19 protein-coding genes are annotated in these 19,754 nt (G+C 70.6%); 11 read left to right on the forward strand and 8 right to left on the reverse strand.

Going from position 1 to position 19,754, the window contains the following annotated elements; all coding sequences use genetic code 11:
- Nucleotides 1-4 precede the first annotated feature (4 nt).
- From AB0J40_RS10970 to kdpF, 4 genes are read right to left on the reverse strand one after another with little or no spacing between them, the layout of a single operon-like run.
- Entirely contained in the window at nucleotides 5-595 is a 591-nt protein-coding gene (locus AB0J40_RS10970) for a potassium-transporting ATPase subunit C (RefSeq protein ID WP_364450632.1), read from the reverse strand.
- A 6-nt stretch (nucleotides 596-601) separates the two neighbouring features.
- Nucleotides 602-2,599, reverse strand: coding sequence for a potassium-transporting ATPase subunit KdpB (gene kdpB / locus AB0J40_RS10975; protein WP_364450634.1), 1,998 nt, complete (start codon nucleotides 2,597-2,599; stop codon nucleotides 602-604).
- Nucleotides 2,596-4,257 carry a potassium-transporting ATPase subunit KdpA gene (kdpA, locus tag AB0J40_RS10980; RefSeq protein WP_364450637.1) on the reverse strand — a complete coding sequence of 554 codons (1,662 nt, stop codon included), beginning with the start codon at nucleotides 4,255-4,257 and terminating at the stop codon, nucleotides 2,596-2,598. The genes kdpB and kdpA overlap by 4 nt, the downstream gene beginning before the upstream one ends.
- Nucleotides 4,257-4,346 (reverse strand): K(+)-transporting ATPase subunit F, encoded by a 90-nt coding sequence (gene kdpF / locus AB0J40_RS10985; RefSeq protein WP_125306522.1) that lies wholly within the window; start codon nucleotides 4,344-4,346, stop codon nucleotides 4,257-4,259. The genes kdpA and kdpF overlap by 1 nt, the downstream gene beginning before the upstream one ends.
- 403 nt (nucleotides 4,347-4,749) lie before the next feature.
- On the opposite strand from kdpF, the gene asnB reads away from it, so the two are divergent.
- Both asnB and AB0J40_RS10995 read left to right on the forward strand, forming a co-directional pair.
- Nucleotides 4,750-6,591, forward strand: a complete 1,842-nt coding sequence (asnB, locus tag AB0J40_RS10990) for an asparagine synthase (glutamine-hydrolyzing) (protein WP_364450639.1) — start codon at nucleotides 4,750-4,752, stop codon at nucleotides 6,589-6,591.
- A 34-nt stretch (nucleotides 6,592-6,625) separates the two neighbouring features.
- Nucleotides 6,626-6,919 (forward strand): hypothetical protein, encoded by a 294-nt coding sequence (locus AB0J40_RS10995; protein WP_364450641.1) that lies wholly within the window; start codon nucleotides 6,626-6,628, stop codon nucleotides 6,917-6,919.
- Here the strand turns inward: AB0J40_RS10995 and AB0J40_RS11000 are convergent.
- Genes AB0J40_RS11000 through AB0J40_RS11010 form a run of 3 tightly spaced genes read right to left on the reverse strand, consistent with a single transcriptional unit; the run spans nucleotide 6,912 to nucleotide 9,432 of the window.
- Nucleotides 6,912-7,385, reverse strand: coding sequence for a GNAT family N-acetyltransferase (locus tag AB0J40_RS11000; RefSeq protein WP_364450644.1), 474 nt, complete (start codon nucleotides 7,383-7,385; stop codon nucleotides 6,912-6,914). The genes AB0J40_RS10995 and AB0J40_RS11000 overlap by 8 nt on opposite strands.
- A 32-nt stretch (nucleotides 7,386-7,417) precedes the next feature.
- Entirely contained in the window at nucleotides 7,418-8,416 is a 999-nt protein-coding gene (locus tag AB0J40_RS11005) for a Gfo/Idh/MocA family oxidoreductase (RefSeq protein ID WP_364450647.1), read from the reverse strand.
- Nucleotides 8,413-9,432: a LacI family DNA-binding transcriptional regulator gene (locus AB0J40_RS11010; RefSeq protein ID WP_364450649.1), complete on the reverse strand. Its 1,020-nt coding sequence runs from the start codon at nucleotides 9,430-9,432 to the stop codon at nucleotides 8,413-8,415. Before AB0J40_RS11010 ends, AB0J40_RS11005 begins: the two co-directional genes overlap by 4 nt.
- Before the next feature lie 113 nt (nucleotides 9,433-9,545).
- Here AB0J40_RS11010 and AB0J40_RS11015 point away from each other — a divergent pair, with 113 nt between their 5' ends.
- The 9 genes from AB0J40_RS11015 (at nucleotide 9,546) to AB0J40_RS11055 (ending at nucleotide 18,340) form a co-directional block, all read left to right on the forward strand.
- On the forward strand, nucleotides 9,546-10,424 hold the full coding sequence (locus AB0J40_RS11015) for a TIM barrel protein (RefSeq protein WP_364450651.1): 879 nt from the start codon (nucleotides 9,546-9,548) through the stop codon (nucleotides 10,422-10,424).
- 23 nt (nucleotides 10,425-10,447) lie between these two features.
- Nucleotides 10,448-11,443, forward strand: a complete 996-nt coding sequence (locus AB0J40_RS11020; RefSeq protein ID WP_364450654.1) for a sugar ABC transporter substrate-binding protein — start codon at nucleotides 10,448-10,450, stop codon at nucleotides 11,441-11,443.
- A gap of 77 nt (nucleotides 11,444-11,520) precedes the next feature.
- Complete coding sequence (locus tag AB0J40_RS11025) at nucleotides 11,521-12,552, forward strand: ABC transporter permease (protein WP_364451355.1); 1,032 nt, start codon at nucleotides 11,521-11,523, stop codon at nucleotides 12,550-12,552.
- The gene (locus AB0J40_RS11030; RefSeq protein ID WP_364450657.1) at nucleotides 12,549-13,328 is read left to right on the forward strand and encodes an ATP-binding cassette domain-containing protein; all 780 of its coding nucleotides are present in this window, start codon (nucleotides 12,549-12,551) and stop codon (nucleotides 13,326-13,328) included. Before AB0J40_RS11025 ends, AB0J40_RS11030 begins: the two co-directional genes overlap by 4 nt.
- A complete protein-coding gene (gene iolC / locus AB0J40_RS11035; protein ID WP_364450660.1) occupies nucleotides 13,325-14,254 on the forward strand; it encodes a 5-dehydro-2-deoxygluconokinase in 930 nt (309 codons plus the stop codon). Before AB0J40_RS11030 ends, iolC begins: the two co-directional genes overlap by 4 nt.
- Nucleotides 14,251-15,141, forward strand: coding sequence for an aldolase (locus AB0J40_RS11040; RefSeq protein WP_364450663.1), 891 nt, complete (start codon nucleotides 14,251-14,253; stop codon nucleotides 15,139-15,141). The genes iolC and AB0J40_RS11040 overlap by 4 nt, the downstream gene beginning before the upstream one ends.
- Entirely contained in the window at nucleotides 15,138-16,028 is an 891-nt protein-coding gene (iolB, locus tag AB0J40_RS11045) for a 5-deoxy-glucuronate isomerase (RefSeq protein WP_364450666.1), read from the forward strand. The genes AB0J40_RS11040 and iolB overlap by 4 nt, the downstream gene beginning before the upstream one ends.
- Nucleotides 16,025-17,860, forward strand: coding sequence for a 3D-(3,5/4)-trihydroxycyclohexane-1,2-dione acylhydrolase (decyclizing) (gene iolD / locus AB0J40_RS11050; RefSeq protein WP_364450669.1), 1,836 nt, complete (start codon nucleotides 16,025-16,027; stop codon nucleotides 17,858-17,860). The genes iolB and iolD overlap by 4 nt, the downstream gene beginning before the upstream one ends.
- Nucleotides 17,861-17,869: 9 nt before the next feature.
- A complete protein-coding gene (locus tag AB0J40_RS11055; RefSeq protein WP_364450671.1) occupies nucleotides 17,870-18,340 on the forward strand; it encodes a hypothetical protein in 471 nt (156 codons plus the stop codon).
- Nucleotides 18,341-18,363: 23 nt separating this feature from the next.
- Here the strand turns inward: AB0J40_RS11055 and AB0J40_RS11060 are convergent, their stop codons facing one another.
- Nucleotides 18,364-19,737 carry a cytochrome P450 gene (locus AB0J40_RS11060; protein ID WP_364450673.1) on the reverse strand — a complete coding sequence of 458 codons (1,374 nt, stop codon included), beginning with the start codon at nucleotides 19,735-19,737 and terminating at the stop codon, nucleotides 18,364-18,366.
- Nucleotides 19,738-19,754 lie beyond the last annotated feature (17 nt).

Below are 19,754 nucleotides of genomic sequence, written 5' to 3' on the forward strand. Positions count from 1 at the left end.
GGTGCTAGTGTGCCCCTCCGGCCGCGGCGCGCACGGCCAAGTTGAGCGGGAGCACATCGACGCCGGGAACGCCGATCCCGGCCCCGCTCGTGTTCTGCTCGATCAGCTGCTTCACCCGGTCCGGCGACAGGCCCGTGTTCTTGGCGACCCGCGCGGCCTGGAGGTCGGCGTAGGCGACGCTGATCGCCGGGTCGAGGCCGGACCCCGACGCCGTCACGGCGTCCGGCGGTACCTGGTCGGGTGACACGCCTTCGCGCTGGGCGATGGCCGCCCGCCGCTCCTGGATCGCCTTCACCAGATCTTCGTTGTACGGGCCCTTGTTCGACGCGCCGGACGGCATCTCGGGCGTGGCCGCCGAGGGCCGGGTGTGGAACCACGGGTCGTGCGCGGGGTCGGCGGGCACCGGGTCGACGCCGATCAGCGACGAGCCGACGGCCTGCCCGTTCCGCGTGACGATCGAGCCTTCGGCGGTGGACTCCAGCCCGGGGATCCGGGCGACGGCCCACACGGCGAGGGGGTAGAGGATCCCGAGCAGGACCGTCATGACGATGAGGACGCGCAGCCCGGCCCAGGTCTGCTTGACGAGCGTGTTCACTGTCGATCACCCGATTCCAGGGATGAGGCGCACGAGCAGGTCGATCAGCCAGATCCCGAGGAAGGGGCTGACGATCCCGCCGAGGCCGTAGACGAGCAGGTTGCGGCGCAGCAGGGCCGAGGCCGACGACGGCTTGTACCGCACGCCGCGCAGGGCCAGCGGGATCAGCACGACGATGATCAGCGCGTTGAAGACGACCGCGGAGAGGATCGCCGACTTCGGCGTGGCCAGGTGCATGATGTTCAGCCCGCCCAGCTGGGCGTAGATACCGGTGAACATCGCGGGCAGGATCGCGAAGTACTTGGCGAGGTCGTTGGCGACGCTGAACGTGGTCAGCGCGCCGCGGGTGATCAGCAGCTGCTTGCCGATCTCGACGATCTCGATCAGCTTCGTCGGGTCGCTGTCGAGGTCGACCATGTTCCCGGCCTCCTTGGCGGCCGAGGTGCCGGTGTTCATCGCGACGCCGACGTCGGCCTGCGCGAGCGCGGGGGCGTCGTTGGTGCCGTCGCCGGTCATCGCGACGAGCCGGCCGCCTTCCTGCTCCTTCTTGATCAGGGCCATCTTGTCTTCGGGCTTGGCTTCGGCGAGGTAGTCGTCGACGCCGGCGTCCGCGGCGATGGCCTTCGCGGTGAGCGGGTTGTCGCCGGTGATCATCACCGTCTTGATGCCCATCGAGCGCAGTTCTTCGAAGCGCTCCTTCATGCCCGGCTTGACGACGTCGGACAGCCGGATCACGCCGCGCACCACGGTGTCCTCGGCGACGACCAGCGGCGTGCCGCCCTGAGCGCTGATGTCGTCGACGACGCGCTCGGTCTCGTCGGGGAACTCGCCGCCGTTGTCGCGCACCCAGGCCCGGACCGCTGAAGCCGCGCCCTTGCGGATCCGCCGGTCGCCGATGTCGAGGCCGGACATCCGCGTCTGTGCGGTGAAGGGCACGAATTCGCCGTGTTCGTCTTGGGCCGCGTACGCCTCGGTCAGTTCGACGACGCTGCGGCCTTCCGGGGTTTCGTCGGCGAGGCTTGCGAGCCGGACGGCGCGGGCGAGTTCGTCCGGTGTGGACGAGCCGACCGGGATCAGCTCGGTCGCGCGGCGGTTGCCGAAGGTGATGGTGCCGGTCTTGTCGAGCAGCAACGTCGAGACGTCGCCCGCGGCCTCGACCGCGCGGCCGGACGTCGCGAGGACGTTGCGCTGCACCAGCCGGTCCATGCCCGCGATGCCGATGGCGCTCAGCAGCGCGCCGATCGTGGTCGGGATCAGGCACACGAGCAGCGCGGTCAGCACGATCACCGACTGCTCGGACCCGGAGTAGCGGGCCATCGGCTGCAGCGCGACGACGGCCAGCAGGAAGATGATCGTCAACGTCGAGAGCAGGATGGTCAGGGCGATCTCGTTCGGCGTCTTCTGTCGCGAAGCGCCTTCCACCAACGCGATCATGCGGTCTACAAAGGACTCACCGGGCTTGGTCGTGATCTTCACGACGATCCGGTCGCTCAGCACGGTCGTGCCGCCGGTGACCGCGCTGCGGTCGCCACCGGATTCGCGGATGACCGGGGCGGACTCGCCGGTGATGGCCGACTCGTCGACGGTCGCGATGCCCTCGACGACGTCGCCGTCACCCGGGATCACCTGGCCCGCCTCGACGACGACCAGGTCGCCGACCTTCAGCTCGACGCCCGGTACCTGCTCCTCCCCGGTCTCGGTGAGCCGGCGCGCGACGGTCTCCTTCTTCGACCGCCGCAAGGATTCCGCCTGGGCCTTGCCACGGCCTTCGGCGACAGCTTCGGCGAGGTTCGCGAAGAGGACCGTGAACCACAGCCACACGGCGATCAGGACGGTGAACACGCTCGGGTCGATGACCGCGAAGACCGTGGTGAGCGCGGAACCCACCCACACCACGAACATCACGGGGTTGCCGAGCTGGTGCTTCGGGTTGAGCTTCCGGAAGGCGTCGGGGAGCGACGTCCAGAGCTGGCGGGGGCTGAAAACCCCGGCGCCGACGGTCATGCGAGTGCCTCCGCGATGGGCCCGAGCGCGAGCGCCGGGATGAACGTGAGGGCCGCGACGAGCACCACCGTGCCGGTGAGCATGGTGGCGAACAGCGGCCCGGTGGTGGGCAGGGTGCCGGCGGTTTCGGGCACCTTGCGTTGCGCGGCCAGGGAACCGGCCAGGCAGAGCACGGCGAGGATCGGCACGAACCGGCCGATCGCCATGGCGACGCCGAACGAGGACTGGAACCAGTCGTTCGTCGCGGTCAGGCCGCCGAACGCGCTGCCGTTGTTGTTGCCGGTGGACGCGTAGCCGTAGAGGATTTCGGAGAGGCCGTGCGCGCCGCCGTTGCCGAGCGCGCCCGCCGTGTCCGGCAGCAGCAGGGCGATGCCGGAGCCGAGGAGGACGACGGTCGGCATCGCGAGCATGGCGATGGCCGCGCAGGTGACCTCGCGCTTGCCGAGCTTCTTGCCCAGATACTCGGGCGTGCGCCCGACCATCAGACCGGCCAGGAACATCGCGATGATCGCCATGACGAGGATGCCGTAGAGGCCGGTGCCGACGCCGCCGGGCGAGATCTCGCCGTAGAGCATGTTCAGCAGCGGTCCCCCGCCGCCGAGGCCGGAGAGGCTGTCGTGCGCGCCGTTGACCGCGCCGGTCGACGTGCCGGTGGTGGTGTCGGCGAAGAGCGACGTCAGGCCGATGCCGAACCGCTGTTCCTTGCCCTCCATGCTCGCGCCCGCGGCCAGCGCGGCCGGGTTGCTCGCGTGGGCTTCGGAGAACCAGATGAGCGCCAGCGACGCCGTCCAGAGCAGGCCCATCACGCTCAGCAGGACATAGCCTTGGCGGCGGTTGCCGACGAGTGTGCCGAACGCGCGGGTCAGACTGACCGGGATCACCAGGATGAGGAACAGCTCGATCAGGTTGGTCCACGCGTTGGGGTTCTCGAACGGGTGGGCGGAGTTGGCGTTGAGGATGCCGCCGCCGTTGGTGCCCAGTTCCTTGATCGCCTCCTGGCTCGCCGCGGGGGCCAGGGCGATGGTGCTGTGGCTGCCGTCCGGGTTCGTCACGGCGACGCCGGCCTTGAGACTCTGCACGACGCCGAGCGCGACCAGCACGATGGCGAACACGAAGGCCATCGGCAGCAGGACGCGGACCGTGCCACGCGTCAGGTCCACCCAGAAGTTGCCGAGGCGGTCGGTCTTCGCGCGGACGAACCCGCGTGTCACGGCGATCGCCACGGCGAGGCCGACGCCCGCGGACAGGAAGTTCTGCACGGTCAGCCCGGCCATCTGCACGAAGTGGCCCATGGTCGTCTCGGGGACGTAGGACTGCCAGTTCGTGTTGGTGACGAACGAGATCGCCGTGTTGAACGCGACGCCGGGGCTCACCGCGCCACGGCCGAGGTTCCACGGCAGGAGTGGTTGCAGCCGCTGCAGCAGGTAGAGCAGGACGACCGAGACGAACGAGAAGCCCAGCACGCCGGCGGCGTAGGTCGGCCAGCGTTGTTCGGAGTCCGGGTTGACGCGGAAAAGCTGGTAGAGACCCCTTTCGAGCTTGAGGTGCTTCTCGGTGGAGAAGACGCGCGCCAGGTAGTCGCCGAGCGGCCGGTAGACCGCGGCGAGGGCGGCGAGGAGCAGGCCGAGCTGGATGAGCCCGGCCGTCGTGTCGGACATCAGAATTTCTCCGGCTTGATCAGCGCGACGAAGAGGTACACGAGGAGGCCGAGCGCCAGCACTCCGCCGGCGACGTTGGCCGCGCTCACAGCTTTTCCATCCCGCGCAGTGCCAGCGCGAGCACCACGAACACGCCGATCAGCAGGACGGCGTAGAGCAAGTCGGCCACAGGCACCTCTCAAGACGGGTCACCGGGTTCGGTGACCGGACGCCGTTCACTGTGCGGCTCTCCCGGCGGCCCGGGACCCGCGGCTGATGGCGCCTTGATGCGTTCCCGACACGCATTTACGCCGTCTTTATGGCTGGTGGCGGCCGTCACGCAAACGTTTGCCTCGTTGTCACAGCATGCAGTTGGTTAGTGACTCGCGACACAACGTGTGACCGAACAGGTGCGGAACGTGCAATTCGGGCAGACAAGATCTACAGCCCGTGTTACACCTGAGTTACCGATAGTTGTATCGGCTAAGCAAATCTTGGGAGAGGGGATCACCTATGTGCGGTATCGCCGGCTGGGTTTCCTACGACGCCGACCTCACCCGCCGCCGGGACGTGGTCGACGCCATGACGGAAACCATGGCCTGCCGCGGCCCGGACGACGCCGGGACGTGGGTGCGCACGCACGTCGCACTGGGCCATCGGCGCCTGGCCATCATCGACCTGCCCGGCGGACGGCAGCCGATGTCGGTGCACACACCGAACGGCGACGTCGCGATGGTCTACAGCGGTGAGGCCTACAACTTCACCGAGCTGAAGGAAGAGCTGACCAAGCTCGGCCACCGGTGGGAGACCGACAGCGACACCGAGGTCGTGCTGCACGGCTACCTGCAGTGGGGCGACCAGGTCGTCGACCACCTCAACGGCATGTACGCGTTCGCGATCTGGGACGAGCGCGACGACCGGCTCGTCATGATCCGCGACCGGATGGGCATCAAGCCCTTCTACTACTACCCGACCCGCGACGGCGTCCTGTTCGGCTCCGAGCCGAAGGCCATCCTGGCGAACCCCCTCGCGAAGAAGGTCGTCGACCTCGACGGCTTCCGCGAGCTGGCCGGCTTCACCAAGCGACCGGGCTGGTCGCTGTGGAAGGACATGGAAGAGGTCCAGCCGGGCACGATCGTCACCGTGTCCCGCGAGGGCATCAAGACCCGCACCTACTGGAAGCTGGACGCGAAGAAGCACACCGACGACCAGGAGACGACGGTCGCCCGCGTGCGCGAGCTGATGACCGACATCGTCAACCGCCAGCTCGTCGCCGACGTCCCGCGGTGCGTGCTGCTCTCGGGCGGGCTCGACTCCAGCGCCGTCACCGGCCTGGCCGCGGCTCGGCTGGCCGAGCAGGGCGAGCAGCTGCGGACGTTCTCCGTCGACTTCTTCGGCCAGGAGGAGAACTTCAAGCCGGACGAGATGCGTGACACGGCGGACTCGCCGTTCGTGCGGGACGTCGCTTCCTTGGTCGACTCCGCGCACGAAGACGTCATGCTGAACCCGGCCGACCTGACCGACCCCGAGGTCCGGCGCGCGGTGCTGCGGGCCCGTGACATCCCGGCCGGCCTCGGCGACATGGACACGTCGCTGTACCTGCTGTTCAAGGCGATCCGCGGCCAGTCGACGGTGGCGCTGTCGGGCGAGTCGGCCGACGAGGTGTTCGGCGGCTACCGCTGGTTCCACGACGAGAAGGCGGTCAACGCGGACACGTTCCCGTGGCTGGCGTTCCGCACGTCGATGATGGACGAGCGGGCGTCGCTGTACACGCCGGAGCTGGTGAAGAACCTCGACGTCGAGACCTACATCGCGGATCAGTACGCTTCGGCGGTTTCCGCGGTGGAGCACCTCGACGGCGAGTCTGCGCGGGAGGCCCGGATGCGGACCATCTGCAACCTCCACCTGACCCGGTTCGTGCGGATGCTGCTCGACCGCAAGGACCGCGCGTCGATGGCGGTGGGCCTGGAGGTCCGCGTGCCGTTCTGCGACCACCGGCTGGTCGAGTACGTGTACAACACGCCGTGGTCGCTGAAGACGTTCGACGGGCGCGAGAAGAGCCTGCTGCGGCACGCGACCAAGCACGTCCTGCCGGAATCGGTGGCGCAGCGGGTGAAGAGCCCGTACCCGTCGACGCAGGACCCGGGCTACGCGGCGGCGCTGCAGCAGCAGGTCAAGGAGGTGCTGGCCGAACCTCGCCACCAGGTGTTCGAACTGGTCGACCGGGCGTGGGCGCACCGGGCGTCCGAAGTGGACTCGGCGACGATGAACCCGGCCATGCGCATCGGCCTGGACCGGGTGCTCGACCTGTACCACTGGATCGAGATGTACTCCCCGACGCTCGAACTGTCTTGACTTCGAGTGCCCTTGAGGTGTGAGCCTGGGCGGCATGAAGGTGCTGCTGTTCGGCCGCAACCCGGCCACGGTCTCGAGGGTGACGGCGGCGCTGTCCGCGGCGGGTCTCGCCGCGGACGGCGTCGCCTCGGAGGAAGCGGTCCTGGCGCGCCTGGGCGCGTACGAGGTGCTGGTCCTCGGCGCGGGAGTCGTGGGCCCGCTCCGGGAGCGCGTCACGGCGGCCGCCGTCCGGCACGGGGTGCGGTGGGTACAGGGGCCGCACATCCTGCCTTCGCGGGACGCGCTGGAGTACGTCCGGACGGAGATCCTGCCGCGGCTGGTCAGGTGAGCCGGAGTTCCGTGCGCACTTCTTCGCCGTGGGTGGTGAGGGCCGCGCCGAGGCCTCCCAGCAACGCGCGGGCTGCGGCGTTGCCGGCCGTCGTCGTCGCGATGAACCTGGCCGCGCCGGAGGTGCGTGCCTCGGCCAAGAGCAGTTTCGTTACCTCACGCCCGACTCCCCGGCCACGAGTGCCGCGGCTGAGCCAGATGCCCGCCTCCACCGTGTCGCCGTGGCGTTCCAGCCGGGCAGCCCCCACTGCGGTTCCGTCCAGGTCGACCACCCACGTGCGTTCCACCGCGGTGGGCGGGTCCAGGGAGCGGCCGCGGTGGAACGCCAGGAACGCCGAGCGGCGCGCGGGGGTCCAGCCGGGCACGTCCTCGACCGGGGGCATGACCTCCAGCGGGTCGGCTCCGGCGACGGCGGCTTCGAGCAGCCGAGCGAGGGCGGGCTCGTCGAGCGGGGTCAAGGTGATCACCCCGCCAGCTTGCCCGGGCGCGCGACCGGGTTTCAGCGCCTGACCTCCGCCAGCCGCACCGGACGCCGTTCGCGGCGGGATACCTCGCACGCCTCCGCGATGTAGAACGCCTCCAACGCATCCGCCGCGACGCACGGCGAAGGTGCCCGGCCCGCGACCACGTCCAGGAACGCCTTCAGCTCCGTCGTGTACGCCGGGCGGAACCGCTCCATGAACCCCGGGTACGCCGGCCCCGGCAGTGGCGCCACCCCCGGCTCCACCGAACGCAGCGGCGCCCGGTCGTCCAGGCCGACCACCACCCCCGAGACCGAACCGAGCACGTCCAAGCGCACGTCGTAGCCCGCGCCGTTGTAGCGGGTCAGTGACACCGTCGCCAACGTTCCGTCGTCCAGGGTCAGGGTCGCCGCCGCCGTGTCGACGTCGCCCGCGTCCGCGAAGAAGCGCTCGCCGCGGTTCGCCCCGATCGCGTACACCTCCTCGACCTCGCGGCCGCTCACCCAGCGGATGATGTCGAAGTCGTGGACGCCGCAGTCGCGGAACAGCCCGCCCGAGTGGGCGACGTACTCGGCCGGCGGGGGCGCCGGGTCGAACGTCGTCGCGCGCAGCGTGTGCAGCCAGCCCAGCTCGCCCGACGCGACCGCCGCCCGGGCCGCCGCGTAGCCCGCGTCGAACCGGCGCTGGAACCCGATCTGGACCGGCACGTCCGACGCGCTGATGCGGTCGATGACGGCCAGCGTGCCCGGGATGTCGGCGGCCACCGGCTTCTCGCAGAACACCGGGATGCCCGCGTCGACCGCCGCGATGATCAGGCCCGGGTGCGCGTCCGTGGCGGCCGTGACGACCACGCCGTCGAGACCCGCGGTGAACAGGTCGCCGAGGGGAGCCGTCTCGACACCCAGCTTCGCGGCGGCGGACGCGGCCCGCGCGGGGTCGACGTCGGCCACGACGACCGACTCGACCTCCTCGAAGCCCTTCAGCGTCTCCGCGTGCGCGGTGCCGATCCGGCCGGTGCCGGCCAGTCCCAACCTCATCGTTGATGCCCTTCTGTCTGAGAAATCCCCGCAGTGGTCGCCCGGACCACCAGTGACGGGTGCAGCAGGTGCCGGACCGGCTCCGTGCGCTCCCCGCGGATGCGCTCGGCCAGCGCTTCGAAGGCCAGCCGCCCCATTTCGGTGCGCGGCTGGTCCACTGTGGTCAGTGAGAGGTGGCGCAACGCCGCCAGCGAGGTGTTGTCGTAGCCGACGACCGAGACGTCCTCCGGCACGCGCAGCCCGGCCTCCTCCAGCGCCGAGATGGCGCCGACGGCGTTGAAGTCGTTGCCCGCCACCAGCCCCGTCGGCAGCTCGGGCCGCGAGTACGTCGCCAGCAGCTCCCGCACGGACTTCTCGCCCCCGGTGTCGGTGTGCTCGCTGCGCACCACGATCGGCTCCAGGCCGTGCCGCCGCATCGCCGCCTGGAACCCGCGCCGGCGCTGGGCCGCGCCCGCCGCTCCGCCGCCGTCGAGGTGCGCGATGCGCCGGTGCCCGAGCCCGACGAGGTGGTCGACGGCCAGCGCGGACCCCGCCTCGCCGTCGTCGTTCACGGTGTCCACTGTGGATGACCGGATCGTCCGCGAGACCAGCACGACCGGGCACTGCTTGGCCGCGGTCTGGATCGACGCGGCCGGAACGACCGGCGAAAGCAGGATGATCCCCGCCGGCCGGAAGGAAAGCAGGTTGTGCAGGGCGTTCCACTCGCGCGTCGGACTGCGGCCGCCGGTGTTGAGGATCAGGTCGAAGCCCGCGGCCTGCGCGGCCGCGTCGAGTCCCTCGACGACGTCGGCGAAGAAGGCGTTGCGCAGGTCGTTGACCATCACCCCGAGCACAGTGGACGTCCGGCTGGCCAGCGACCGCGCCATCACGTGCGGCTGGTAGCCGAGTTCTTCGGCCGCGCGCAGCACGGCCGCGCGCCGCGCGTCGGAGACCTTCGGTGAATTCCTCATCACCAGGGACACCAGTGCGCGGGAAACCCCCGCCCGCGCGGCGACGTCCTCCATCGTCGGACGCATGCGGCACACCTCCCCTGGTCACCGGAAACTCGGCCTTGACTTGGTGTGACGGACGTTACAAGATTAGAGCGCTCTAATCAATAGAGCGCTCCAACGGACCAACGGAGGCCCTTGTGACAGCGACGATCCGCGTGGCCGCCGCCCCGATCTCCTGGGGCGTCTGCGAAGTCCCGGGCTGGGGCCGGGTGCTGGACGCGGCGACCGTGCTGGGCGAAATGGCGGAGCTGGGCGTCCAGGCGACCGAGCTGGGCCCGCCCGGGTACCTCCCGCGCGACCCGGCGGACCTGCGGAGGCTGCTCGGGCAGTACGACCTGACGCTCGTCGGCGGGTTCCTCGCCGTCGTCCTCCACGAAAACCGGGAGCACGCGCTCAAGGAGGCCGAAGAGTCGGCCGCGCTCTTCGCCGCGTGCGGCGGTGACGTCCTCGTGCTCGCCGCCGCGACCGGCCTCGACGGTTACGACGACCGCCCGCGGCTCACCGACGCCGAATGGGCGACGCTCGTCGGCACCGCGGGCGCGATCCGCGACATCGCCGCCGCGCACGGCCTGCGCACGGTGCTGCACCCGCACGTCGGGACGCACGTGGAGCAGCGGGCCGAGGTCGAGCGGTTCCTCGCCGACTCCGATCTCGGCTTGTGCCTCGACACCGGGCACCTGATGATCGGCGGGACGGATCCGGTCGAGCTGGCGCAGCGGTATCCCGAACGGGTGGGGCACGTGCATCTGAAGGACGTCCGAGAAGACCTGGCGGCGGAGGTCCGCGCGGGGCGGCTCGGCTACACCGACGCGGTCGGGCGGGGCATCTACACCCCGCTCGGCGAGGGGGACGTGGACGTGGCGGCGATGGTGCGCTCCGTCCAGGCGGCGGGCTACGACGGCTGGTACGTCCTCGAACAGGACACCGCTCTCGGCGCGGAGAGCCCCGACGACCTACCCCGCCGGGACACCGAGCGCAGCCTGGCCCACCTCGCGAAGATCATCGACTCCCTGTAACCCCTGGTCCCAAAGGAGTGACTGTGTTCTCAATCAAGAAGCTGGCGGGGGTGGCGGCGATCGCCGCCGCCGGGCTGGTCCTGTCCGCCTGCAGCGGCCCGAGCGCCGACAACTCGTCCAGCGGCAGCCCGAGCTCCCAGGCCGCGGCGCCGAGCACCGGCGGGCCGCTGAAGATCGCCGTCGTCACGCACGGCAGCGCCGGCGACGCCTTCTGGAACGTCGTGAAGAACGGCGCCGAGCAGGCGGGCAAGGACCTGAACGTCGGCGTCGACTACTTCGCCGACGGCGACCCCGGCAACCAGGCCCGGCTGATCGACAACGCGGTCGCGCAGAAGGTCGGCGGCCTGGTCGTCTCGATGGCGAACCCGCAGGCGCTGCAGACGTCGATCCAGAACGCGGTCAAGGCGGGCATCCCGGTCGTCACCATCAACTCCGGCGAGGACTTCAGCGCCCAGTTCGGCGCGATCGCGCACGTCGGGCAGAGCGAGGGCCTGGCGGGCCAGGGCGCGGGCCAGCGGCTCAAGGCGGCGGGCAAGACCAAGCTGCTGTGCGTCATCCACGAGGCCGGCAACATCGGCCAGAACCAGCGCTGCGACGGCGCGAAGCAGACCTTCGGCAACGTCACCACGCTGCAGGTCGACATCTCCAACCCGACCGACGCGCAGGCCCGCATCCGCGGCGCGCTGCAGTCCGACCCGTCGATCGACGCCGTGCTGGCGCTGAACTCGCAGGTCGCGGCCCGCGCGGTCGACGCGGCGAAGGAAGCGAGCTCGAAGGCGCAGGTGGCGACGTTCGACCTCAACGCCGACGTCGTCGCGGCCATCAAGGCGGGCACGATCCTCTTCGCCGTCGACCAGCAGCAGTACGAGCAGGGCTACCTGCCGATCGTGTTCCTCAAGCTGTACAAGGAGAACGGCAACACCATCGGCGGCGGCAAGCCCGTGCAGACCGGCCCGGGCTTCGTCGACAAGACCAACATCGACACCGTGGCCCCGTACGCCCAGCGCGGCACGCGATGACCGCTCCATCTTCTGGGGCCAAGCCCCAGACCCCAGCCGGGGGGCAAGCCCCCCTGGACCCCCCAAAAGCAGGTGGGATCCAAGTCCAACCCGACGAGCGCGTCGCCAAGAAAGGGCTGACCGACCGCCTGGTCGTCCGCCCCGAGATCGGGGCGCTCCTCGGAGCCGTGCTGGTGTTCGTCTTCTTCTCCGTCGTCACCGGCCAGTTCCTCAGCCCGCTGGGCGTGGCGACCTGGCTCGACGACTCCTCGACGCTGGGCATCATGGCCGTCGTGGTCGCGCTGCTCATGGTCGGCGGCGAGTTCGACCTCTCGGCCGGCGTCATGACGGCGTCGACATCGCTGGTCACCGCGATCCTGGCGACGCAGGCGGGCTGGAACGTCTGGCTCGCGCTGCTGGTTTCGCTGGCCTTCGCCCTCGGCGTCGGCGCGTTCAACGGCTGGCTGGTCATGAAGACCGGCCTGCCCAGCTTCATCGTCACGCTCGGGTCGTTCCTCGCCCTGCAGGGGCTCAACCTCGGCGTGACGCGCTGGGTGACCAACACCGTCCAGGTGTCGGGCATGCGCTCGACCAGCGGCTACGAGTCGGCGGGCGGGCTGTTCGCGTCGACCTTCGACATCGGCGGCACGGAGTTCCAGTCGTCGATCGTGTGGTGGATCGTCGTCACGGCGATCGCCGCGTGGCTGCTGGTGCGGACCCGGTTCGGCAACTGGATCTTCGCGGTCGGCGGGTCGCAGGGGTCGGCCCGCTCGGTCGGCGTGCCGGTGGTGCGCACGAAGATCCTGCTGTTCATGGGCACCGCGTTCGGCGCGTGGCTGGTCGGCTCGATCAACATCCTGCGGTTCGCGAGCGTGCAGGCGAACCAGGGCATCGGGCTGGAGTTCCAGTACATCATCGCGGCGGTGATCGGCGGCTGCCTGCTCACCGGCGGGTTCGGCTCGGCGGTGGGCGCGGCGATCGGCGCGCTGATCTTCGGCATGGCGCGCCAGGGCATCGTGTTCGCGCAGTGGAACAGCGACTGGTTCATGCTGTTCCTCGGCATCATGCTGCTGGCCGCGGTTCTGGTGAACAACGCCTTCCGGCGCCGCGCGGAGAGGGTACGCCGATGAGGCTGCTGGAAGTTCGCGAGATCGGTAAGACGTACGGCAGCGTGATCGCGCTGCGCGATGTGTCCACTGTGGTCAACGCGGGCGAGGTCACCTGCGTGCTCGGCGACAACGGCGCCGGGAAGTCCACGCTGATCAAGATCCTCGCCGGGGTGCACCAGCACGACCGCGGCGAGTTCCTCGTCGAGGGCGAGCCGGTCCGGTTCGCGTCGCCGCGCGAAGCCCTCGACCGCGGTATCGCGACCGTGTACCAGGACCTCGCCGTGGTACCGCTGATGAGCGTCTGGCGGAACTTCTTCCTCGGCTCCGAACCGACGACGGGCTTCGGCCCGTTCAAGATGCTCGACCGGAAGAAGGGCCGCGAAACGACCAAGAAGGCGTTGGCCGACATGGGCATCGACCTGCGGGACGTCGAGCAGCCGGTCGGGACGCTCTCCGGTGGCGAACGCCAGTGCGTCGCGATCGCGCGGGCGGTGCACTTCGGCGCGAAGGTGCTGATCCTCGACGAGCCGACGGCCGCGCTGGGGGTCAAGCAGGCCGGGGTGGTGCTCAAGTACGTCGCCCAGGCCCGCGACCGCGGGCTCGGCGTCGTGCTGATCACGCACAACCCGCACCACGCCTACCCGGTGGCGGACCGGTTCCTGCTGCTCAAGCGCGGTGCCGCGCTGGGGCACTACGAGAAGTCCGAGATCGACATCAACGAGCTGACCCGGCAGATGGCGGGCGGTGCGGAACTCGAAGCCCTCGAACACGAGCTGCGGCAGGTGGAGAAGGCGTGAGTCTCGAAGCGCTCACGATCGGCCGGGTGGGCGTCGACCTCTACCCGGAGCAGAGCGGCGTGCCCCTGGCCGGCGTCCGCACCTTCGCGAAGTCGCTCGGCGGGACCGCGACCAACGTCGCGGTCGCCGCCGCCCGGCTCGGCCGGCGCACCGCCGTGCTGACCAAGGTCGGGCCGGACGGCTTCGGCGACTACGTCCGGCAGGCCCTCGACGGCTTCGGTGTCTCACCGGCCTTCGTGGGTACCTCGCCGGACCTGCAGACGCCGGTGGTGTTCTGCGAGCTGAACCCACCCGCGGACCCGCCGCTGTTGTTCTACCGCTCTCCCCTCGCCCCCGACCTCACGCTCACCGACGAAGACGTGCCCTGGGACGTCGTCGAGTCGGTGCCGCTGTTGTGGGTCACCGGTACCGGCGTCTCCGCCGAGCCGGCGCGAGCCACCCAGCGGAAGATCCTCGAGGCCCGGGGACGCCGTGCGCACACCGTCCTGGACCTCGACTACCGGCCGATGTTCTGGCCGGACGCCGAAACCGCGCGAACCGAGATCGGCGGGATGCTCGACCACGTCACGGTCGCGGTGGGCAACCGGACCGAGGTGGAGGTCGCCGTCGGCACCGCGGATCCCGATGCCGCCGCCGACCGCCTGCTGGAGCGTGGGCTGCACCTGGCCGTGATCAAGAAGGGCGCCGACGGCGTGCTGGTGGCGACGCCGGAGGGACGCTCGACCGTCCCGCCCCAGCGCGTCGAGGTCGTCTGCGGCCTCGGCGCCGGCGACGGCTTCGGCGGCGCGCTGATCCACGGGCTGCTGTCCGGCTGGGACCCGGTGCGGACCGCCGAGTACGCGAACGCGGCGGGCGCGCTCGTCGCGTCCCGCCTGGCCTGCGCCGACGCGATGCCGACCGCCGACGAGATCGAGGAGCTGCTGTGATCCTCACCGACGACCGCTGGCGCGAACTCCTGCACACCCGGGCCACGAACCCGGGCGCGGTCCGGCAGGCGTACGCGACCCGCAAACGGCGTCCGCACCTCCTGTCCGACCAGGGCACGCTGTTCCTGGTCGCGGCCGACCACCCGGCCCGCGGGGCACTGGGCGTCGGCGACGACCCCCTGGCGATGGCCGACCGCCGGACGCTGCTCGAGCGACTGCTCGTCGCGCTGGCCAACCCGGCGGTCGACGGCCTGCTCGGCACGCCCGACGTCGTCGAGGAACTGCTCCTGCTCGGTGCGCTGCACGACAAGGTCGTCTTCGGCTCGATGAACCGCGGCGGCCTCGCCGGCGCCGACTGGGAGATCGACGACCGCTTCACCGGCTACGACGCCCGCACGCTCGTCGACTGCGGCCTGGACGGCGGCAAGATGCTGCTGCGGCTCGTCGACTCCGACCCCGGCACGGTCCCGACGCTGCAGGCCTGCGCCGACGCCGTCACCGAACTGGCCGCGTACGGCCTGGTCGCGATGGTCGAGCCGCTCCCCTACACCCGCGCCGATGGGAAACTCGTGCTGCAGAAGGATCCGGTGTCCCTCGCGCGGGCGGTCTCCGTGGCGTCCGGGCTCGGGACGACGTCGGCGCACACCTGGCTGAAGCTCCCGTCCACCGAATCGGCCGCCGTGCTGGGCGCGACGACGCTGCCGGTGGTCGTGCTCGGCGGCGTGCCGTCCGGCGACCCGGGCGCCGACCTGGCGTCCTGGGGCCGGACGCTGCGCCACGACGTCGTGCGCGGCCTGGTCGTCGGCCGCACCCTGCTCTACCCGCCCGACGGCGACGTCGGTGCCGCCGTCGAAGCCGCCGCGAAGGTACTGGAGGCCGCGAAGTGAGCAAGCTGCACCGTCCACTCGGGACACTGTCCGACGACGCCGATCCGGTGCGGCTCACCCCGGACAGCGCGGGCTGGACCTACACCGGGCTGCGGGTGCTGTCCCTGGCCGCCGGCGAGGTCCGGGTCCTGCACACCGGCGAGTTCGAGGCCTTCGTCCTGCCCCTGTCCGGCTCGGCGACCCTCCGGGTCGACGGCGAGGTCTTCGAGCTGCGCGGTCGTTCGTCGGTCTTCACGCGGGTCACGGACTTCGCGTACGTCCCCCGGGAAGCCGAAGTCGAGTTGTCGACAAAGGACGGTCTCGAGGTCGCGCTGCCGATGGCGCGCTGCACCCGCCGTCTCCCGCCGGCGTACGGCCCCGCGGAGAACGTGCCGGTCGAGGTGCGCGGGGCCGGGCAGGCGACCCGGCAGGTGACCAACTTCGGCGTGCCCGGGGTGTGGGACCACGCCGACAAGCTCAACGCGTGCGAGCTGATCACGCCGGGCGGCAACTGGTCGTCGTACCCGCCGCACAAGCACGACGAAGCGACCGAGTGCGAGGTCGTCAACGAGGAGATCTACTACTTCCGGATCGCCGGCCGCGACGGCATGACGCCGTCCCGAGAAGGCTTCGGGCTGCACCGGACGTACACGGCCGACGGCGACCTGGACGAGGACGTCGCCGTGCGCGACCACGACGTGTTCCTCATCCCACGCGGCTACCACGGGCCGTGCGTGGCGGCGCCCGGCTACCCGATGTACTACCTGAACGTCCTGGCCGGACCGGCGCCCGAGCGGTCGATGGCGTTCTGCGACGACCCGGCGCACGGCTGGGTCCGCGACACGTGGGCGGCGCAGGAGCTGGACCCGCGGTGCCCCGTCACGAGTCACGAAGGGCGAGTCCAGTGAAGCTGACGACGGCTCAGGCGCTGGTCCGCTGGCTCCTCGCGCAGCGCTCGGAAACCCTGGACGGGCGCGAAGTCCCGCTGTTTCCCGGCGTCTTCGCGATCTTCGGGCACGGGAACGTCCTCGGCCTGGGAACCGCGCTGGAAGAACACCGCGGTGAGCTGCCGGTCTGGCGCGGGCACACCGAGCAGGGCATGGCGCTGGCCGCGGTCGGCTACGCGAAGGCCACACACCGGCGGCAGGTCGGCGTCGTGACGTCGTCGATCGGGCCGGGCGCGCTGAACATGGTCACCGCCGCCGGGGTCGCGCACGCGAACCGGCTGCCGGTGCTGCTGCTGCCGGGCGACACGTTCACCGGCCGCGCGCCGGACCCGGTGCTGCAGCAGATCGAGCCGTTCGGCGACGCGACCGCGACGGTCAACGACGCCTTCCGCGCGGTGTCGCGCTACTTCGACCGGATCACCCGGCCTGAGCAGCTGATTTCGACGTTGCCGCAGGTCGCGCGGGTGCTCACGGACCCGGCGGACAGCGGGCCGGTGGTCCTGGCGCTGCCGCAGGACGTCCAGGCGGAGACGTACGACTTCCCGGACGCCCTGTTCGCGCCGGTGACGCACCGTCCACTGCGGACGCGTCCCGACCGCCGTTCGGTCACCGAGGCGGCCGGGGTGCTGCGGGCGTCTCGGCGTCCCCTGCTGGTGCTCGGTGGCGGCGTCCGCTACTCCGGCGCCGGACAGCGCGCGCTGGATTTCGCCGAGCGGCACGGGATCCCCGTCGTCGAGACGACCGCGGGGCGCACGCTGGTGCCGCACTCGCATCCACTGCACGCCGGGCCGCTGGGCATCACGGGCTCGTCGTCGGCGAACGCCCTCGCGGCCGCGGCCGACGTGGTGTTCGCGGTCGGGACGCGGCTGCAGGACTTCACGACGGCGTCGTGGACGGTGTTCTCCCCCGACGTCCGCCTGGTGACGCTGAACGCGGCGCGGTTCGATGCGGTCAAGCACGGCGCATTGTCCGTGGTCGGCGACGCCGACGCGGGCCTGACGGACCTGGCCGCGCAGCTGGAGAGCTGGCGGGTGGACCCGTCGTGGACTTCGCGGGCTGCGAGTGAACGGGCGGCTTGGGACGCGCACATCGACTCGTTGCGCTCGTCCGCCGCGGAGGTTCCTTCGTACGCGCAGGTCGTCGGAGTGGTGAACGACCTGTCGGCGGCGGAGGACTACGTGATGACGGCCTCGGGCGGCCTGCCGGGCGAGCTGATCGGCGGCTGGCGCGGCTCAGGATCGCTCTCGATGGACGTCGAGTACGGGTTCTCGTGCATGGGCTACGAGCTGTCGGGCGCATGGGGCGCGGCGATCGCGTGGCCCGGCCTGGTGACCACCCTGACGGGCGACGGCTCGTACCTGATGCTGAACTCCGAACTGTTCTCGGCGGCTTTCGCGGGCCACCCGTTCGTCGCGGTGGTGTGCGACAACGACGGTTACGCGGTGATCGCGCGGCTCCAGGAGGGCCAGGGCGGGAAGCCGTTCAACAACTTCTACGCCGACTGCACGACTTCGCACGCTTCGCCGCCACGCGTGGACTTCGCCCGGCACGCGGAATCGCTGGGCTGCTTGGTCTTCGAAGCATCCACAGTGGACTCGCTGCGGACGGCTTACACTGAGGCACGCTCGGCGGCGGTGGGCGAACGGCGTCCGGCCGTGGTCGTGGTGAAGACGCAACCGTCGACGTGGACCGAGGCGGGGGCCTGGTGGGAGGTCGGGGTGCCGGAGCACTTGGCCGGCCGGGACAGCTTCGAGCGCGGGAAGGGCGGGCAGGTGCGTTACCTGCGGCCGTGAGCACGGCAAGTGCGCGATACTTGCCGGATGCCCCTATGGCTGCAGATTGCGTTGCCGATCTTCACCGCTCTGCTGGGCGGTGCGGCCGCTCTCGGGTTCACCAGACTCGGAAAGGCACTGGACCGTCGGCGAGAACGGCTCGACACCAGGAAGGCGGCCGAGGCCGCTCGGACCGGCTGGCTGGCCGCGAAAGCGGCCTCGCGGCTCCCGAGTTTCTCTTGCCGTCAGCTCCAAAAGGGCTTCCGGCTCGAGAACCTCAGCCGCAATCCGGCCACGGGTATCTCGGTCACCTTCGCGGGCTATCCCCGGGAGAAGGTGAAGGGGCTCCCGGACGAGCCGTTCGACCTCGCACCATACGAGACCGTCGACTTCCGCCTGCCCGGGACCAAGGACCTGCTCGAGCTGCCGCAGATGTGGGTCATGTGCCGGGAGTACGCCGAGCCGGTCGCCATCGGGATCATCGAATCGTGGCCGCTGTGAACCGCGAGCGTTGAGCAACCGCCCTAAGCGACCGTCGCGGTTCCGGCCCTCGCGCGCACCCGTGGCCGCAGGGTGAACCCGCTCGGCTTGAGCGTCAACGACTCGACGATCTTCAACTCATACCCCGGATCGACGTCGAAGTCGTACCGCTGCAACACCATCCCCAACGCCAGCACAGCCTCGTGCAACGCGAACTGCCGCCCGATGCAAGCCCGCTCGCCCGTCCCGAACGGCTTGTACGCCTGCGCCGGCCGCTTCTTCACCGCGGCGGGCTCGAAACGGTCCGGGTCGAACCGCTCCGGATCCGCCCACACCGCCGGATCACGGTGCACCAACGGCAGCGGCACGATCACCCAATCCCCCTTGCGCATCCGGTACTTCCCGCCGAGCACAACGTCTTCACGTGCTTCGCGCGAGTAACCGGGTGCGGTCGGCCAGAGCCGCATCGCCTCGTCGAGACAGCGACGCACGTAACGCAGCTTCGCGACGTCCGAGAACGCCGGCTCGCGGTCGCCCCACACCGCGTCGACCTCCGCGCGCGCCTTCGCCAGCAGCTCCGGGTGGCGCGTCAGGTAGTACAACGCGAACGACAACGCGCCGGACGTCGTCTCGTGGCCCGCGACGACGAACGTGATCGCCTGGTTGCGGACGTTCACCGGGTCCAGCCGTTCCCCCGTCACCGGGTGGCCCTCGGTGAGCATCAGCTCCAGCAGGTTCTCCGAGCCGTCGCGGGCTTCGATGACCTCGTCGACCAGGTTCGTCATGGTCGCGATGTCGGCCCGGTTCTGCTCGGGCGTCCCGGCGAACGCCCGTCGCACGAACGGGAGCTTGACGTTCTGCAGCTGCGCGTACCGCAACGCGCGGATCATCGCCGTCACGAACGGGTGCGGCTCGGCGCGCTCGAACGAGCCGAACCGGTAGCCGAAGCCGGCGCGGCCGATCGTCTCCAGGGTCAGCCGGGTCATGTCGGCGGCGACGTCGACCGGGCCGTCCGCCGCGTCCCAGGCCGCGGTCAGCTCGCGGGCGACCGCCAGCATCACCGGGTGGTAGCGGCGCATCGCCTCCGCGGAGAACGCCGGCTGCAGGATGTCGTGGGCCAGCCGCCAGTTCGGCTCGTGGGTGTGCGCGGTGAACAGGCCGTCGCCGGCGAGCGCGCGGAGGTTCTCGACGCCCAGGCCGACGTGCTTGCCGAACTTCGTCTCGTCGTTCAGCTCGGTGACCAGGTCGACCCCGCCCACGAAGACGATCTCGAAGCCGAAGACCTTGCGCGTGAAGATCGGGCCCACGCGCCGCCCGATGCGCAGGGTGTCCTGCAGCGGCGTGCGCGGGTTGGCGCCGATCAGGTCGCCGATCACCGGCAGCCGGCCCGGCCGGTGCGGAATCCCGGTGGTGTCCACGGCAAGCCCCTCTATTG

Origin of the sequence: Amycolatopsis sp. NPDC049691, from assembly GCF_040675005.1 — a bacterium.
Classification (GTDB): Bacteria; Actinomycetota; Actinomycetes; order Mycobacteriales; family Pseudonocardiaceae; genus Amycolatopsis.

Excerpts from the sequence above, each read along its gene's own strand:
- AB0J40_RS11010 (WP_364450649.1), bottom strand. The coding sequence starts at position 9,432 with ATGCGTCCGACGATGGAGGACGTCGCCGCGCGGGCGGGGGTTTCCCGC.
- AB0J40_RS10995 (WP_364450641.1), top strand. The coding sequence starts at position 6,626 with ATGAAGGTGCTGCTGTTCGGCCGCAACCCGGCCACGGTCTCGAGGGTG.
- asnB (WP_364450639.1), top strand. The coding sequence starts at position 4,750 with ATGTGCGGTATCGCCGGCTGGGTTTCCTACGACGCCGACCTCACCCGC.
- AB0J40_RS11030 (WP_364450657.1), top strand. The coding sequence starts at position 12,549 with ATGAGGCTGCTGGAAGTTCGCGAGATCGGTAAGACGTACGGCAGCGTG.
- kdpA (WP_364450637.1), bottom strand. The coding sequence starts at position 4,257 with ATGTCCGACACGACGGCCGGGCTCATCCAGCTCGGCCTGCTCCTCGCC.
- AB0J40_RS11005 (WP_364450647.1), bottom strand. The coding sequence starts at position 8,416 with ATGAGGTTGGGACTGGCCGGCACCGGCCGGATCGGCACCGCGCACGCG.
- kdpB (WP_364450634.1), bottom strand. The coding sequence starts at position 2,599 with ATGACCGTCGGCGCCGGGGTTTTCAGCCCCCGCCAGCTCTGGACGTCG.